Below are 17019 nucleotides of genomic sequence, written 5' to 3' on the forward strand. Positions count from 1 at the left end.
TATTTTCTGCTTTTTGAATGTGTCTGAATGGTTAAAAAAGTTGAACCCACCCCGCCCTGTCGGGCACCCCTCCCAGGAGGGGAAATCTCGGGAAAATCCCCTCCTGGGAGGGGTAGGGGTGGGTTATTCGGTGTGGTTTGCAAGGTGAGATGCACTCATCTTTTTTGGGGTCTCGCTTAGCTTTTTATAAAAACTAAATAATAAAGATAAAACCAGTCCAAATAGCAAGAGATTGCGAAAATTCAGCATCAGGACAGATGGAGGATACATCAGTCGCAATTGTCGGGTCACAAAGCTCACCGTTGTCGTCAACGCGAAACTGACCCCCACCACCGTCACCGCTGGCCATCGTAGCAGAGGAACAAAGGGAAGGAGCCAAATCAAGTATTGAGGGGAAAAGACTTTGTTGGTTACGATAAACCCTAAGAGGGATAGTAACGAAAAGACCACTAAGCTCTGAAGTTTAATTGATTCAGATTGTCGAATCTCTTGCCGAAACACTAAAGCAGCTAACCCATAAATTAGTAGCATCATCCCCACGAAAATAACCGGTTGCAGCGTCAGCAAGGGGGCCGCCAAGGGTGAGACAATATGTTGTGCGCCAAAATTCATTTCAGAACTGGCTTCAGTCAGTCCCAGAACATGACCCAAACTAATTAATCCAGCCCAAAGACTTTCAATTTGTAAGCCTCGGTCTTTGTGATAGGTCAAAAATGAGGTGAAACTCTCACCAGCCAGAAGCCAAAACGGAAGACAACTGAGTAACGTCGATACGATCGCCCCCAGACTCAGTTTCCCCAGCCCCCGCCAATCCCGAGAAACCGCAAAATACAAGCCCCAGATAGGGAGCAATACCACCGGATACAGCTTCGTAGCGATGCCTAGACCGAGCGCCACCCCCGCTAAAAGTGGAAAATTGAAAATTATCCCCAAAAGCCCTCCCAACGTCAGTAGCGTCGGAAATAAGTCATAGCGCCAGGGGAGGAGGGGGGCCAAGAGAACCGTTAACAGTAGATAGCCTAGGAGAGTTTGCTGGGGACGGGGATGGGGAATCAGGGCCATTCCCAGCCCCATGAGACTGGTGAGGATGAGATTGACCATCACAAAGCCAACCGCGTAATCGACCCCATCGAGGGGAACCTGGGGAGATAGCAACTGGGGAAGCAGGATGGGAATCAAGGCCAACGGCGGATACTCCAGTAGAAAATCCCGGTAGGGGATGAGTCCTTGTTGCAGATAGAGGGAGATACGGTGGTAATGTTGTAGGTCAAAGCCATGCCAGCTTTGATACTGAGGGAAAATCCCAAGGCTGATGACGGTCAGTAGCACAAATTGTAGAATCAGGAGAATGATGATCCCCAGGGAACGGTGTTTCATGATTAGGGTGAACTCGGCAACATTTAGGATGGGGGCGACCCATGGCTATTCAGTCCATACTTTAAACCAATCTCTTAAATTACCTGTTTTCGGAGGGATATCAGTATGAGGTCTATTACGCAACCCGAACAGCGGACATCGAAATCGAATCTCGTCGATGTGTCCTTTGTTCTACCTTGCCTCAATGAAGCTAGAACCCTAGAAACCTGTATTGAAAAAGCCAAAATTGCGATCGCCCAATTGGGGCTGCGAGGAGAAGTAGTCGTGGCTGATAATGGGTCTGATGATGGGTCTCAAGACTTAGCGAACTCCCTGGGGGCGAGAGTTGTCGATGTTCCCGTTCGAGGCTATGGGGCCGCCCTGATTTGGGGGATTAATGCCGCCCAGGGGACCTATGTGGTCATGGGGGATGCCGATGACTCCTATGATTTCCGGGAAGCGGTGGCGATGGTCCGAGAGTTGGAGTCAGGGTATGACTTAGTGGTGGGAACTCGCCTCAAGGGACGAATTATGCCCGGGGCCATGCCCTGGAAAAATCGCTATTTGGGAACCCCAGTCCTAACAGCCGTGGTCAATTCCCTCTATCAGTCTAACTTTTCCGATGTGAATTGCGGAATGCGGGCTTTTTCCAAACGGGCATTTCAGAGACTCCAAATGGAATCCCCCGGGATGGAGTTTGCCTCGGAAATGTTGGTCAAAGCCGCGATTTTAGGATTAAAGATTACAGAAGTTCCCATTACCTTACACCGCGACGGCCGCGATCGCCCCCCTCACTTGCGCCCCTGGTCCGACGGCTGGCGACATCTTAAATATATTCTCCTGTTCGCCCCCAAAATCATTTACTGGGTTCCCGGCAGCTTTTTACTCAGCTTTGGTCTCATCCTAGCCGCCATGCTAAACCTCACCCCAGGGGGAGAAGCTGTCTATATCGGCAACTTCCGCTTTAACGACCATTGGATTGTCGTTGCCGCCCTCGCCTGTCTGCTGGGCTACGAACTTCTCCTAACCGGACTCTTGGCCCATCTTTACACCTTAACCCATCGCATCCAGCGGCGATCGCCCCGCATGGATCGACTCGTCAAAGCCGTCAGCATCGAGAAAATCCTCCTCTTCTCCCTCGTCATGGCCGGCATCGGCATCGGCATCGAGTTATCCGTCCTACACAGTTGGTTTGCCGTCGAATTCGGTCCCCTCTACGCCATCCGTCCCGCCATCACCGGCATGGTCTTCATCCTCATCGGCGCCCAAACCCTCTTCAGTGGCCTATTCTACGCCGTCCTCTGCGATCGCTACCGCTTCACCCCCAAATAACCCCCCTCCCTCCTCTTGCCTTCCCCTCCTGGGAGGGGCAGGGGGTGGGTTATGCCTCTTGCCTTTTGCCTTCCCCTAACCCCATGCAAACTCTCCATCAATCCCTCGTCATGAACCGTCGGGTTCAAGTCCTCGCCCGTCATCTTGCCAGCCTCATTCCCAACACCCAACCCCTCCAGGGCCTCGACGTCGGCTGTGGAAGCGGTGAAATTGCCCTCGCCATCCAGCAACTACGTCCCCACACCCAACTTAAAGGCGTTGACGTTCTCGTCCGTCCCCAAACCGTGATTCCCGTCGAAGCCTTTGACGGGCAAACCCTGCCCTACCCCGACAACCATGTGGATTTGGTTTTACTCGTCGATGTCCTCCACCACACCCACCATCCCCAGAAACTCCTACAAGAATGTACTCGCGTTGCCAAACAGGCCATTCTGATTAAAGACCATACCGCCAACAACCCCTTCGACGAATTGCGTTTACGCTTTATGGACTGGGTGGGAAATCGTAGCTATGGAGTCTCCCTTCCCTATAACTACCTCTCCTCTAGTCAATGGAACCATCTCTTTGAGGAATTAGGCTGGTCTCCTGAGATTAAACGAACCCAACTTCATCTCTATCCCAGTCCCTTCACCTATATCTTCGATGGAAACCTGCATTTTGTAGCCCGCCTCAAACCCACCCCCTAACTTCCGACTCTCCCATGACGCTGCATCCCCCTGCGGTTTTCCTGAGAATCGCCCTGGCCTTTGGGGTCATCTTGGCCCTTCTCACCCCTCCCTTCCAATCCCCCGACGAACATCTCCATTTCTACCGGGCCTTACAAATCGCCGACGGTCATCTCATCGCCAGCCAACAGACGGGAGACTGCTATGGCTACAGTCGCTATTTTGAGGATGACCTCTGTCTGGGGGGGAAACTTCCCAAAAGTGTTCTAACCACCGTTCGCAATGTCTCTCAAACCGACCTCCGCTTTGACCTTAACCAACGTCAACAGCCGCAAGCTATCCTAAATCTGCTTCCCCTTCCCCTCCATCCCCAGCAACGTCTCTTTATTAATTTCAAAACCACCGCCTTACATTCGCCAATTCCCTATCTTCCCCAAGCTTTGGGAATTGCGATCGGTCAGTGGTTGCATCTGTCTCCCCTGGGACTGATGTATTTGGGACGCTTCAGCAATTTAGGGGTTTGGCTGTTGGCGGTGACTCTTTCGATTCGTCTCACGCCGCTGAATCCTTGGTTGTGGGTGGCGTTGGCGTTAACCCCCATGTCTCTGTTTCAGGCCGCATCCCTATCGGTGGATGTTCTCACCAATGGGGTGGCGTTTTTGTTTATCGCTTGGACGTTACAGCAGGGACGGCCCGAGAAGACCTCACAGCGGTTGACCCTAGGGGAGATTGTAGCCTTTGGCGGTTTGGCGATCGCCCTCTCGTTGGCCAAACTGGCCTATTTCCCCCTGGTGTTCCTTCTCTTCCTGATTCCCCGCCGTCGTTTTGGACCTCGGCGACGCTATTGGCTAAGTTTGGGGTCGATTATTCTGGGGTCACTCTTAGCGGTGGGCCTTTGGTCCCAGGTGGTGTCTGAGATTTATATTCCCCTGCATCCTGAGTTATCCCCCCAAGACCAAATTCACTATGTTTTGCGTCATCCCTTGCAGTTTGTCGCCACCCTGGGCCGAACCGCTATCAGCCAAGGGGGAGAGTTGGCCCGACAGTTTATTGGGGTGTTGGGATGGCTAGATACTCCGCTTCCCCAGGGATTGATTGTCTCCTACTGGGGCCTGTTAGCATGGCTGGCCTTAGTTCCCCCCACCCCCAGTCAAGACTTGACCGGGCGACAGCGGGGTTGGCTTGCGATCGCCGCCCTATCCAGTATTCTAGTTCTGTGTAGTTTAGCCTATCTCTGGAACTTCGTCGGAGACCCCATCATTGGCGGCTTACAGGGACGCTATTTCATCCCCATTGCCCCACTTGTGGGACTGCTTCCCTCGCAACGTCCCTGGCGTACTGTTCCCAAACTTCCCCCCTGGCTACTGGTTGGCTATCTTCTAGTCTCCCTTAGCCTCACCACTTGGGTCCTCGTCCAACGCTATTATGGCCCCGTCTAATTTCGCCCTTGGGGGAGTTCTTTCCACCTCAAACTTGCGTAAATCTCACTATGTCCCAATCCCAAGAGTATAATTACTTTGGCGATCGCATTTCTTGGCTTGACAAACGCCGAATGCAATCCTCCCTCGCCATTCGCCGCCAACTCTATGATGGCTTTATCCAGAAAGTGGGCGGAGTCTCTGGTAAAATTATTCTCGACCATGGAACAACTCCGGATACCGACCATATTGATAGTAACTGTTTCATTCGTTGGCTATTGGAAGATGGAGCAACGGTCTATGCTACATCTCCTGAACCCATTAGTCATTTAGAGAGCCATTTTTCGGGCTTAATTGTCCTCTCCTTTCCCCCTAAACCTGACCATCTACCAGCGGTGGATTTTGTCATGTCTTCGGCAGTGATTGAGCATGTCGGGTCTCAGGCTGATCAACTTCAGTATCTTCGTGATATTTTTAGCCTGGGGAGAGGGGTATTTTTAACGACTCCCAATCGCTATCATTGGTTGGATTTTCATACTAAGCTCCCCCTGTTGCATTGGCTACCTCGCCCTCAACATCGTCGTCTTCTCCAAGCCTTGGGTTTAACCTTCTGGGCCCAGGAGAAAAACTTACGCTTACTCTCGCGAAAGGATTTAGCCCGTTTGGTTTGGAATGTCATTCTTGAGCAAGAGGTGAATTATTCGGTTCAATGGATGTATCCTAAATTTCTCGGGGCAGTTTCTAATTTAGGGGTTGTTGCTTATCGAAAAGATTAAGAAGTTCTGGTATGGTTTTTTGCATAGAATATAGGGTTATAGTGGAACCTACTCCCTACCCTTTCCAGGAGGGATAACCCACCCCTACCCCTCCCAGGAGGGGATTTTTCTTACTTGAATAAGCAAAATAGTGTTAGTATAAAATTAGCAGATTTCACATTTTTTACTGATGAACGTCATTTCCACAGAAATTCCTGATGTGTTACTAATTGAACCTCAAGTTTTTGGTGACCACCGAGGTTTCTTTTTTGAGAGTTTCAATCATGAACGCTTTGAAGATAAAACCGGTGTTAAAACCCAATTTGTACAGGATAATCACTCTCGTTCCAGTCAAGGAGTTCTGCGGGGATTGCATTATCAAATTCAGCAAGCCCAAGGCAAACTCTTACGGGCAACTGTAGGAGAAATTTTTGATGTTGCGGTGGATCTTCGCAAGCAATCGCCCAGCTTTGGGCAATGGGTGGGCTATCGGTTGACTGCCGAGAATAAACGCCAACTCTGGATTCCACCAGGCTTTGCTCATGGGTTTGCCGTTCTCTCCGACGTGGCAGAAGTGCTATACAAAACTACCGATTACTATGCCCAAGAGCATGAACGTAGTATTCTTTGGAATGACCCGGATTTAGGGATTGATTGGCAGTTGGGAGACATAGAACCTCGACTCTCTGCCAAGGATGAAGCCGGGGTGTTGCTGAAAGACGCGGAGGTGTTTGAATAATGCGGATTTTGTTAACCGGTGTGAACGGACAATTGGGGACTGAGTTGCAGAAAACCTTGGTTCCCCTGGGAGAGGTGATTGGCGTGGGCCGCGATCGCCTGGATTTATCCCAAACTGACTCCATTCCCCCCGTGGTTGAGGAGATTCAGCCCGATTTAATCATTAACTGTGCCGCCTATACCGCCGTGGACAAAGCCGAAACAGAGGTGGAGTTGGCCCATCAGGTGAATGCGATCGCCCCGGGAACTCTAGCTAAAGCCGCCAGTCAGGTGGGGGCGACTCTGCTTCATATCTCCACCGATTACGTCTTCGATGGCACTCAAAGCCGTCCTTACCTGGAAACCGACACCACCAACCCCATCGGCGAATATGGTAAGTCCAAATTTGCCGGGGAAATGGCAATTTTGCAAACTGGAGACCCTCATATTATCCTACGGACTGCCTGGGTCTATGGCGTTGGGGGAACCGGCAACTTCGTCAAAACCATGTTGCGACTGGGGAAAGAACGAGAGGAAATCCGAGTGGTAGCCGATCAGGTGGGGAGTCCGTCCTGGACTGGGGATATTGCTGGGGCGATCGCCAAAATTGCCGGGCGTCACCAACACCTCGAAGGGACTTATCACTTTACCAACAGTGGTGTCGCCAGTTGGTATGACTTCGCCGTGGCCATCTTTGAAGAAGCCGCCGCCTTAGGATTTCCCCTAGAGGTTAAACGAGTCGTTCCCATCACCACCGCCGACTATCCCACCCCCGCTCAACGTCCCGCCTATTCCGTCTTATCCGGGAAAAAACTAGAAGCTATATTAAATGAGCCTGCACCCCACTGGCGTCAGGGGTTACGCCAGATGGTAACGGGGTTGCAGGCCTCTCTTAACCGCTGAATCGTAGCGTGCGGTTAAGCCTAGTTTCCGAGCATTTCCATCACCCGCTGTTGCAGGGAGGGATCTTGCTGCACGGCTTGGGAAATCATGTTGAATTCCTGGACATCTAAGCCTTCTTGTTGCACAGCCGTTTCCATTTCCATTTCCGCCTCTTGGCGAATTCCGGAAATCCGTTCAACAGCTTGTTCAAAAGTTTGCGCCTCCTCATTGGAGACATCTACCTGAGCCTGCATTTCAGGGTCTTGTTGGCTTTGAGCAATTTCGTTGAACCGGTCAATCGTAAGTCCTTGGGCTTCAATCACCTCAATCATTTGAGCCTGGGCCTGTCGTTCAATGGCCTGGATTTGTTGAATAGCGATGGCGAAGCGTTCTAAATCCGACTCACTGACATCCATTTGAGGGGTCTCTTGCATCCCCCCAGGTTGAGGTGCGGGTGCTTGCTGAGCGTTTACGGTGGATGCCCCCCCGAACAGTAACAATCCCATCAGGGTACTTCCAGCCAGTAGTTGCTTAAGCATGAAAAAATCCTCTTTGTAGGTTCAGTCTCCACGAGGGAGTTCGCATTCAGGGCGATCGCCCCGGAAGCTCGCTTTAGTTTTAGCGCGACTTCTCACAATGATCAAGGTGTCATGCCGATGTGACCCCATCTTGACAATCATGTGACGGTTCCGACACAATTTTTAAATTTTCACTAAGGAGAATCTCTCTAACCCAGTCCAGGAGTGAATCCGAAGCCTAGTAGGGAAAGACAGAAGCAGAGGGTGCTGGCCTTGCGGATAGCCAGTTTTTCCTGGTGTAAATCGATGGCTGGCGGGGCCAGGTCGTCATGAGGGGAGGACATGAATCAGACGGATACGGTGGTTGTAGCGAGTCAATCGAGCGGGCTGTTCTATGAGGAGCGTATCATGACATCCATCTGATTGGGGATTCTTATTGTCGGAATTTAACCCAGCATTCTTATATTACCGATGACTCGATTGGGGGAAACTTTGTTAGGCTAGGCAGTGACGTTGGCTCTATCCCTAAAAAGGTGCTGAATTATGGCAAGACTGGTTGAATTTGATTTAGGGAATGGTGAAACAGTTTTGATTGAGGTCGAGGATGTTGAGTCTGATGGTATTGAGCCAGTCTCGAAGCGACCCGGTGAGGTGGCGGCTCAAGCGAGAAAGACCTTCGCCGAAGCCCTCGACACCCTGAAACCTATGGTAGAAAACATTAAGGCCCGCCTCGATGGTATGACTGAACCCGCTGATGAGGTGCAAGTCAAATTTAGCGTCAAACTCACTGGCGAAGTTGGGGCAGTGGTGACGAAGGTGGGCGGTGAGGCAACTTACGAAATTACCTTGAAGTGGCACCACAAGTAGAACTCAGTCGCGACGATTACGAAAAGGCGATCGCCCGAATCTTTGTATATCACCCAGACACTCAGGAGAAAATAGCTGTTGGCACGGGGTTCTTAGTCGCCCCCGGCTATGTGCTGACCTGTGCCCATGTGGTGTTGCAGGCTCTAGGCTGTCATGACAAGAGTGAATTTAAAGCCGCCTCTGACCCCCCAGACCAAACTATCCGTCTCGACTTTCCCGTGGTCAATAGCCCAGCCATTGAGGCGAAGGTGGTGGAGTGGGAGCCGTATGCGATCGATAACGGGGATATTGCCGGGTTGAAGTTATTAACGGCTGCTCCCCCCTCGTTACACCCCCTTCCTCTGATTCGATGTCGTTGCGAAGAGATACAGGATCAGACACATGGAGTGTATGGCTTTGCCGATGATGTGGGGAACCGCACCGATGCCTACCGCCCCAAGGCCAACGCGGCGGGGGGGCGCTTTCAGCTCTGGAAACCTGGCGATAACCCACCTGATGAGACGATTCAAGGGGGGTTTAGTGGTGCGGCGGTCTGGAACCAGGAGCGCAGGGGGGCGATCGGTATGATTGCTACGGCGACAAGTTCAAAGAGCGATCGCAGTAAAGCCTACGCCATTGGGGAAGCGTTACTCTTCCCTGTCGTGCAGAGGCTGTTTGCCCGCAGTCTATATGATTGCATCCAAGACCACTTGAACCCGGCAATTTACAGGGCTAGCGAGACGGCCTTTTGGCTCTGTGATGCGGATGGCGGTTCTAGTCAGGATGGCCTGCTTGCTCGGTTACTTGATTTAGCTGAATTACCGAGTCGCGGCTGGCAGGAGGAGGAGCGGGAGATTGACCGCCTGACCCAGTGGGCGGGATACTTCTCGGTGATGGATGGTCTGCCTTCAGAACTGGTGGATGTTCTGGAAGCCTGGGTGGGCTTGCGACAGTTTGATTTTAACAAGTTGTACACACGAGCCAATCGCGATCGCCAGGAGCGCCAAGTGTCTTCAGGCAATACACTGAAACACCTGATGGTGCAGATTAAGCCTGATGAAGAGAATACTGCTAATGTCAAACTCTGGGCGTGGGTGATTGATGACCGCGATCGCTACGACCCCCTAGAACCGCCTCAACCTCGTCTCAAGGATGAAATCGTGCCTTGGAGGGACGTTCCCCAGTTCTTGGATTCCTGGTTAAAGGGAAGACGAGATCTCCCTGAACTGATGTTGCATTGCTTTGTGGCTCGGCAAGATCTAGGCTGGGACTTAGATGCTCAGGAAACCCAGAATGGCTTGAGTCTGGGCAGCCGGTACAAGCTGGTGATGCGCACAGACCTGAGCCAGTCTCCCACGGTCCCGCAATACTACAGCCGTTGGGAAAAGCAGTGGGCAGCGGTGGAGGAACGGCAGAGAGAAAAAGCTAGTAGCACCTTTGTCCGTGGCGACTGTAGCAGCAATACAAAACGTCTGTTTGGACAATTGCGCAAGGCTGAGATGGCGATTTTAGAAAATCTCCCCAATGACAAACACAAAGTGGAGGAGATTTTTCAGTTTCTCGCTGAGGAAGGCTGCTGGCCCATTGTCCTCTGGGTCAGACATCATGAGGTCTGTCAGCAGCTCGATCCGCTACTCGATTGTGCGGTCATTGACCTGCCTGAACAGGTTTACAACGCCCGTTCAGATACTCTTGAATTAGAGCCGGGTGAGGATGCCCTGGGTTGCCATTTGACTCTGGTATGGGAAGATTTTAAGGTCATCCCGCCCACATGGGAACCGTTGAATCAACAGGTGTGCTGAAGGGGATAAACCACCAATGAGTGACAAGCAAGACAAGCCAGCGGATATCTTCAATCCCATCTTCAAAGGGACGGGAACCCCCGCCACTGACGACCAGGGCAAACCCCTGATTGACAGCCTGCCCGCTCCCCCCACTTGGCGACGGGCCGATCGCCGCAAGCAAGAGCGGGGGGCCACTTTTCAAGCCCAGCCCAACGAGATTGAATTGGTGAATGCGGCCCTGTACCTGCGGCGACCGTTGTTGGTCACCGGTAAACCGGGGGTGGGCAAAACCTCTCTCGCCTATGCCATTGCCCGGGAACTCAATCTCGGGGAGGTGTTATATTGGCCCATCACCACCCGCACCACTCTCAAAGACGGGCTATATCTCTATGACGCGATCGCCCGCCTGCAAGACTCCACGGAAACCGAGCGCAGTGGGCCCAACCGCTTCGACAACATTGGCAAATACATTCGCCTGGGGCCCTTGGGCACGGCCCTGTTGCCCGCCGACAAACCCCGCATCCTGATTGTGGATGAAATCGACAAAAGCGATATCGACCTGCCCAATGACCTGCTCTATGTCTTTGAGGAGGGGACCTTCGAGATTCCTGAACTGACCCGGATTGAAGATATCAAAGCCGAGGTCGACGTGCGAACTGCCTACAGGGACGAGCAAGAATTTACCTTTAACGACGAGGCCGGGGTGGTGGTGGAGGGTAAAACCACCATCGCCAAGGGCCAGGTCACCTGTAATCAGTTTCCGCTGATGATTTTGACCAGTAACGGAGAGCGGGACTTTCCGCCGCCCTTTTTGCGGCGCTGTGTTCGCCTGACCATGCAAGAGCCTGATGAACAGCGGCTTACCGATATCGTTAAGGCTCATCTGCGACAGGAGGAGAATGGAGAGGACTTAATTGCCGCATCCGAGGAGAAAATTGCTGCTTTGGTCAGACGGTTTCTCGACAAACGCAGCCATTATAGTAAGGGAGATTTAGCCACGGACCAGCTTTTGAACGCTATTTATCTGATCACCCGTGAGCGTCGGCCCAATCTCCCCCCTGACGTGAGTACCCCTGGAGACTTAATTGACCGCCTGTGGAAGCATCTCAGCAGCAGCGAAGACCAACAATCGGACAATCGGCGCAGAGGCTGAGACAGCAGCTTGGGCTTGACCTGGATGCCCTCGATTTAGCCGATGCCTTTTGGCTGGCTCAGTTTATTGAGTCGGACATGTCGTCAGCCGCTCCCACCACCGCCTCTGGACAAGATACCCCTGCCAGCAGTACGGACGACCCCTCAACTGACCCCGCACCCCGTAGGGATAAGCCTGAGGTTAATCTGTATGCCGAGCCTCGCCAGACTCCTGCTGCTGCTCCTACCTCAGATGCGGACAACCTTGAGGATGGCACGGAGACAGAGGACACTGAGACAGAGGACACTGAGACAGAGGACACTGAGACAGAGGACACTGAGACAGAGGACACTGAGACAGAGGATACTGAAACAGAGGACACTGAGACAGAGGACACCTCCCCAACCCCTCCTTTTCCCGCCCCCGCAGCCCCGGCCCTGCGCACCCGCTTGGAGTTAGGGCGATCGCTGCGGCCCCTAATGCGTAAAGTGCCATCCCGCTTGCGCCAGGAACTCGACGAAGCTGCCACCGTCAAGCAAATCGCCGAGACGGGCCTCTGGATTCCCGTGGTGCGCCCTGAAGCCGAACGCTGGCTGGAGCTAGATTTCGTTGTCGAAGACTCCAAAACCACGGTCATTTGGGAGCGAACCATCGCCGAACTGGAACAGCTCATGGCCTATCAGGGAGCCTTTAGAACCCTGCGCACCTGGCGCTTAGCCCTGCCAGAGTCAGCCAGCGCCCCTGAGATTCAACTGTTCCCCCGTTGGCGCGACTCTAGGGAAAAACACGCGGCCCAGCGTCCCCGCAGCCCCCGGGAACTGCTCGACCCCAGTCGGCGGCGACTGGTGCTGCTGTTGACGGACTGTACCTCGTCTCTCTGGTGGCGGGGCATCATTCAGGACATCCTCTGGAGCTGGGCAGAGGTGCAGCCAGTCTCGATTATGCAGCTATTTCCCGAGCGGCTCTGGACTCGGACAGCCCTCAGCATGGGTCATATTGTCCGGCTGGGGGCTACGGCTCCCGGTGTGCCCAGTGCTCGACTGGACGTGACCGGACTCCCCCAGCCGCAGCTATGGGACTTAGAAGATGAGATGGACCCCGAGGAGACCGAGACTGACCCCGTTGCCGCCCCTGACCGCCGCCTGGTGTTGCCCATTGTCACCCCCAATCCTCAACCCCTGAAGCGTTGGGCCCAGGTGATTGCTGGCAGTGGCCATGAGGAGATTCCAGGGCGAGTGTTTGAGCTGTCCTGGGTGCAGCAGATGGTCCAGGAGCAAGTACCGGACTCTGGGGGTCATCCCCGGACGGCGCGGCAACGGGTGGCCCAATTTCGAGCCACCGCTTCAGACCTAGCACAGCAGTTGGCTGGATACATGGCAGCGACTCCAGTGAGCCTGCCTGTGATTGATTTGTTGCGGGATGAGTTTGTGCCCGATGCCCGTCAAGACCATGTCGCGGAAGTGCTACTGAGTGGTCTTCTGCAACGCTGTGATGCTGATGAGGAGCCGGACCCCTGCCGCTACCAGTTTTTTGGCGATGATGAGCCGGCTGGGGCAGCTCAGCGAGTTCGCGACTTGCTCTTGGACAGTGTTCCCATGCGCCAATCCCGGCAGGTGTTAGAGCAGCTATCCCAGCGGATGACAGACCGAGCTGGTAATAGCCTCAAAAGCTTTGAAGCCTTCCTGGCAGCGGTTGAGGAGTCAGGGGCAGACTTGAGCGCAGCTGCGTTGCCTCTGGCTCAGGTCGGTTTGGATGTGTTGCACCGTTTGGGGGGACCCCATGCTGCTCTTGCCAGACGCTATGAGACGGTACGGCAAGATACAGGACCAGGTAGACGGACCTCCTCTGGCTCGCCGGCGCTGCAAACGGAGGAGTTTACCGTTGTCACGTTTGAGGTGGAGTCTGATAACGTGCCGCCCGAGGTTGCACCCACGCCAGCCCTAGAGTCCTTTGACTTTACCGTTGCGACTATCCAATCGAGACAGACATGGTTCGGTCTTGGGAAAAAATGGGTCATCCACCGCCAGGAGCAGCAGGGCTACCGTTTCCTGGAACTGCTGCCGGGGGACATCACCTTAGAGATGGTTGCCATCCCGGAGGGGAGTTTTGTGATGGGTTCCCCAGACGATGAACCTGAGCGCCGTGATAATGAATCTCCCCAGCATGAGGTGACGGTTCCCTCGTTTTTCATGGGTCGCTATCCGGTCACTCAAGCCCAGTGGCGGCTGGTGGCTGCCATGCCCCAACTGGAAAGGGAGTTAAAGCCGGACCCATCCCACTTTAAAGGCGATAATCGCCCGGTGGAACAGGTGAGTTGGTACGATGCTATGGAATTTTGCGCCCGGTTGTCGGCTCACACTGGGCGAGAGTACCGTTTGCCCAGTGAAGCCGAGTGGGAATATGCCTGTCGAGCCGGTACAACCACGCCGTTTCATTTTGGAGAGATGATTACAACGGAGGTGGCAAATTACGATGGTAACTCGACCTACAACGGCGGACCCAAGGGAGATAACCGAGGAGAGACCACCCCAGTCGGCCACTTTGGCATCGCTAACGCCTGGGGTTTATCAGATATGCATGGCAATGTTTGGGAGTGGTGTTTAGACCATTGGCATAACAATTACGGTAAAGCTCCAACCGATGGTAGCGCCTGGTTGAGCGAGGATGAAGGTTCAACACGAGTGCTACGCGGCGGTTCTTGGCTCGACGTTCCGAGGCATTGCCGTTCCGCCTCTCGCTACCCCGACACCCCGCGCAACGACGGCAGCGACGATGGTTTTCGTCTTGTGAGTGTTGCCCCGAGGACTCTGTAACCCTTTTGCCCTTTTACCCTCTTAACCTCCCCCTCGCGCGCAGCGCGATCAAATTTTTTATCCTCAGTCTCCCCTAGTCCACGCCTTAGCCGAGGGAACCCAAAACGCAGTACCCTAGGCATGATTTATGTTTTTGGAGTATAGACACGCGATGAGCGACCTACCGGTTATCCAAAAGACCCATGACCTGATTCAGTGGTATGTTCCCATTCTCAACCGCCTACCCAAAGCCCATAAGTTCACCCTGGGGGATCGGATTGTTTCTAGACTCTACGACATCCTAGAGGGACTAATCCAAGCCCGCTACAGTCGTGATAAGTTGGCCAAACTTTATGAGCTGAATCTACAGCTCGAAGTCTTGCGTCACCAAACCCGGCTGCTACTGGATTTTGAGTTGATCTCAGCTAAACGTTACGCCTACGTGGGTCAGCAGATTAACGGTATTGGGGTAGAAATCGGTGGTTGGATCAAGCAACAAAAAGCATCATGAAGCGCTACGGTAATCTCTGGCCCGCGATTATTGACTTTGAAAACCTGCTACAGGCTGCCCGCCAGGCACAGCGGGGCAAGCGCTATCGTCCTAATGTCCTGTCCTTCAACCATAACCTGGATCAAGAGCTGCTGCGCCTGCAAGCCGAGCTAATTCAGCAAACCTATCGTCCAGGAGGCTACCGCACTTTCAAAATTGATGATCCTAAGCCCCGGCTAATCTCTGCGGCTCCCTATCGCGATCGGGTCGTACACCATGCCCTCTGCAACGTGATTGTACCGCCCCTAGAACAGACGTTTATTCATGAAACTTACGCGAACCGCCAGGGCTATGGCACTCACCGCGCTCTCAAACGTTTTACCTCTTTTGCCCGTACTAGCCGCTACATCCTTCAGTGCGACTTGCGCAAATACTTTCCCAGCATTGATCACGAAATTCTCAAGAGCACCCTACGGCGAAAAATCAAGTGCCCAGAGACTCTCTGGCTAATTGACAAGATTATCGACGGTAGCAATCTTCAGGGCTACGATGTGGACTATTTTCCGGGAGATAACCTCCTCAGTCCCCTGGAACGGCGGCGGGGCCTCCCCATTGGCAACCTAACCAGTCAGTTTTTTGCTAATCTCTACCTCAATGGGTTTGATCATTTTGTCAAAGAACAGCTTAAGGCTCGTAAATACCTACGCTATGTGGACGACTTTGCCCTCTTCAGTGATGATCGCGGCTTTTTGGTCAGAGCTTGGTCTGAGATGGAGGCTTACCTAACCGACCTACGCCTGCGGCTACACCCTGTCAAGAGCCAACTCTTTGAAACCCGCTTCGGCGCTAATTTTGTAGGCTTTCGAGTATTGCCAGACCGGATTCGAGTCCGCAACGATAATCTACGGCGTGCTCGTTTGCGTTGCCGCCAACTTCAGCAGGACTATACGGACGGTCAGCAGTCCCTGACTGAGGTTGTCCAGAGACTGCGTAGTTGGGAAGCTCATCTGATGCACGGCGATACCCAAAGGCTGCGTCGGGATATTTTTGAGCGGCTTATTTTCCACCCGCCGCCAGAACCATTATCTCTTGAGAACTCGTTACCATTTGAGCCAGAGATGGAGTTTTAATGCTAGCGTGTTTGGTGGGACGGGCCAGCGAACGCGGCGGTTCTTGGATCAACAATCCGAGAAATTGCCGTTCCGCCTATCGCAACAACAACAACCCGCGCAACGACAACAACAACAATGGTTTTCGTCTTGTGAGTGTTGCCCCGAGCACTCTTCTAAGCTAGAGCTGACAGGTGGGAATCTGTTGGGAGCGCAGTGAAGAGTCCAGACCCGTTCCAGCGATGCTGGTAACGGCATCCGAAAAGTCAAGTGGGTCAGTCAGCTTGGTAGGTGCGCCGAAGAGTTGGCTGGCCTCCCTCTCCTCAGCCTCTGGCGGGGTACTCAGATGCCGCTTACACTACATAAACGCCAAGCACAAAACCAATACTACGATGAACCGCTCGGCGCAGGGGTTTTGCCCCTAAGGATGATGTCTATCCCCCCAGGCACGTTCCTGATGGGTTCCCCAGACGATGAACCTGAGCGCAGTAACGATGAGTCTCCCCAGCATCCGGTGACAGTGTCCCCCTTCTTTATGGGGAAATACCCGGTCACTCAAGCCCAGTGGCGGCTGGTGGCTGCCATGCCCCAAGTGGAAAGGGAGTTAGACCCAGACCCATCCCACTTTAAAGGAGATAATCGCCCGGTGGAACGGGTGAGTTGGTACGACGCTATGGAGTTTTGCGCCCGGTTGTCGGCTCACACTGGGCGAGAGTACCGTTTGCCCAGTGAAGCCGAGTGGGAATATGCCTGTCGGGCAGGCACAACCACGCCGTTTCATTTTGGGGAGATGATTACAACGGAGGTGGCAAATTACGATGGCAACTATATCTACAACGGTGGACCCAAGGGAGATAACCGAGGAGAGACCACCCCAGTCGGCCATTTTGGCATCGCTAACGCCTGGGGTCTATCAGATATGCATGGCAATGTTTGGGAGTGGTGTTTAGACCACTGGCATAACAATTACGGTAAAGCTCCAACCGATGGTAGCGCCTGGTTGAGCGAGGATGAAGGCTCAAGACGAGTGCTACGCGGCGGTTCTTGGCTCTTCATTCCGAGAAATTGCCGTTCCGCCTATCGCCTCAACAACAACCCGCGCTACGGCAACAGCTTCAATGGTTTTCGTCTTGTGAGTGTTGCCCCGAGGACTCTGTAACCCTTTTGCCCTTTTACCCTCTTAACCTCCCCCTCGCGCTGCGCGCGATCAAATTTTTTTCCCA

Annotated in this window: 17 protein-coding genes; 14 read left to right on the plus strand and 3 right to left on the minus strand. The window is 53.4% G+C overall.

Translation table 11 applies throughout. From position 1 onward, the window contains the following. Nucleotides 1-123: 123 nt before the first annotated feature. A complete protein-coding gene (locus NEA10_RS03095) occupies nucleotides 124-1377 on the minus strand; it encodes a glycosyltransferase 87 family protein (protein ID WP_252663760.1) in 1254 nt (417 codons plus the stop codon). A gap of 105 nt (nucleotides 1378-1482) precedes the next feature. Here NEA10_RS03095 and NEA10_RS03100 point away from each other — a divergent pair, with 105 nt between their 5' ends. From NEA10_RS03100 to rfbD, 6 genes are all read left to right on the plus strand, one after another. Continuing rightward, nucleotides 1483-2688, plus strand: coding sequence for a glycosyltransferase family 2 protein (locus NEA10_RS03100; RefSeq protein WP_252663761.1), 1206 nt, complete (start codon nucleotides 1483-1485; stop codon nucleotides 2686-2688). Nucleotides 2689-2771: 83 nt separating this feature from the next. Further along, a complete protein-coding gene (locus NEA10_RS03105) occupies nucleotides 2772-3374 on the plus strand; it encodes a methyltransferase domain-containing protein (RefSeq protein ID WP_252663762.1) in 603 nt (200 codons plus the stop codon). Between the two features lie 14 nt (nucleotides 3375-3388). Beyond that, nucleotides 3389-4792 carry a DUF2142 domain-containing protein gene (locus NEA10_RS03110; protein ID WP_252663763.1) on the plus strand — a complete coding sequence of 468 codons (1404 nt, stop codon included), beginning with the start codon at nucleotides 3389-3391 and terminating at the stop codon, nucleotides 4790-4792. Nucleotides 4793-4842: 50 nt separating this feature from the next. After that, on the plus strand, nucleotides 4843-5547 hold the full coding sequence (locus NEA10_RS03115) for a class I SAM-dependent methyltransferase (RefSeq protein WP_252663764.1): 705 nt from the start codon (nucleotides 4843-4845) through the stop codon (nucleotides 5545-5547). Nucleotides 5548-5716: 169 nt separating this feature from the next. Next, on the plus strand, nucleotides 5717-6265 hold the full coding sequence (gene rfbC / locus NEA10_RS03120; protein ID WP_252663765.1) for a dTDP-4-dehydrorhamnose 3,5-epimerase: 549 nt from the start codon (nucleotides 5717-5719) through the stop codon (nucleotides 6263-6265). Next, nucleotides 6265-7146: a dTDP-4-dehydrorhamnose reductase gene (gene rfbD, locus NEA10_RS03125; RefSeq protein WP_252663766.1), complete on the plus strand. Its 882-nt coding sequence runs from the start codon at nucleotides 6265-6267 to the stop codon at nucleotides 7144-7146. The genes rfbC and rfbD overlap by 1 nt, the downstream gene beginning before the upstream one ends. A gap of 20 nt (nucleotides 7147-7166) precedes the next feature. On the opposite strand, the gene NEA10_RS03130 is transcribed toward rfbD, so the two are convergent. After that, nucleotides 7167-7664: a DUF4168 domain-containing protein gene (locus NEA10_RS03130; protein WP_252663767.1), complete on the minus strand. Its 498-nt coding sequence runs from the start codon at nucleotides 7662-7664 to the stop codon at nucleotides 7167-7169. 188 nt (nucleotides 7665-7852) lie between these two features. After that, nucleotides 7853-7987 (minus strand): hypothetical protein, encoded by a 135-nt coding sequence (locus NEA10_RS20810; protein ID WP_258719051.1) that lies wholly within the window; start codon nucleotides 7985-7987, stop codon nucleotides 7853-7855. Between the two features lie 199 nt (nucleotides 7988-8186). Here NEA10_RS20810 and NEA10_RS03135 point away from each other — a divergent pair, with 199 nt between their 5' ends. The 8 genes from NEA10_RS03135 to NEA10_RS03165 all read left to right on the plus strand — a co-directional run bounded on the left by NEA10_RS03135 (nucleotide 8187) and on the right by NEA10_RS03165 (nucleotide 16955). Further along, complete coding sequence (locus NEA10_RS03135; RefSeq protein WP_252663768.1) at nucleotides 8187-8510, plus strand: CU044_2847 family protein; 324 nt, start codon at nucleotides 8187-8189, stop codon at nucleotides 8508-8510. Further along, complete coding sequence (locus NEA10_RS03140; protein WP_252663769.1) at nucleotides 8495-10291, plus strand: VMAP-C domain-containing protein; 1797 nt, start codon at nucleotides 8495-8497, stop codon at nucleotides 10289-10291. Before NEA10_RS03135 ends, NEA10_RS03140 begins: the two co-directional genes overlap by 16 nt. Before the next feature lie 16 nt (nucleotides 10292-10307). After that, nucleotides 10308-11426 (plus strand): AAA family ATPase, encoded by a 1119-nt coding sequence (locus NEA10_RS03145; RefSeq protein WP_252663770.1) that lies wholly within the window; start codon nucleotides 10308-10310, stop codon nucleotides 11424-11426. After that, complete coding sequence (locus NEA10_RS03150; RefSeq protein ID WP_252663771.1) at nucleotides 11369-14218, plus strand: formylglycine-generating enzyme family protein; 2850 nt, start codon at nucleotides 11369-11371, stop codon at nucleotides 14216-14218. The genes NEA10_RS03145 and NEA10_RS03150 overlap by 58 nt, the downstream gene beginning before the upstream one ends. Nucleotides 14219-14369: 151 nt before the next feature. Then, nucleotides 14370-14708, plus strand: a complete 339-nt coding sequence (gene avd, locus NEA10_RS03155; protein ID WP_252663772.1) for a diversity-generating retroelement protein Avd — start codon at nucleotides 14370-14372, stop codon at nucleotides 14706-14708. Next, nucleotides 14705-15817 (plus strand): RNA-directed DNA polymerase, encoded by a 1113-nt coding sequence (locus NEA10_RS03160; protein WP_252663773.1) that lies wholly within the window; start codon nucleotides 14705-14707, stop codon nucleotides 15815-15817. The genes avd and NEA10_RS03160 overlap by 4 nt, the downstream gene beginning before the upstream one ends. Then, nucleotides 15817-15981, plus strand: coding sequence for an SUMF1/EgtB/PvdO family nonheme iron enzyme (locus NEA10_RS21205; protein WP_508506405.1), 165 nt, complete (start codon nucleotides 15817-15819; stop codon nucleotides 15979-15981). The genes NEA10_RS03160 and NEA10_RS21205 overlap by 1 nt, the downstream gene beginning before the upstream one ends. A 161-nt stretch (nucleotides 15982-16142) precedes the next feature. Beyond that, nucleotides 16143-16955, plus strand: coding sequence for a formylglycine-generating enzyme family protein (locus NEA10_RS03165; RefSeq protein WP_252663774.1), 813 nt, complete (start codon nucleotides 16143-16145; stop codon nucleotides 16953-16955). The last annotated feature ends 64 nt before the right edge of the window (nucleotides 16956-17019 follow it).

It is taken from the genome of Phormidium yuhuli AB48 (assembly GCF_023983615.1).
Classification (GTDB): Bacteria; Cyanobacteriota; Cyanobacteriia; order Cyanobacteriales; family Geitlerinemataceae; genus Sodalinema; species Sodalinema yuhuli.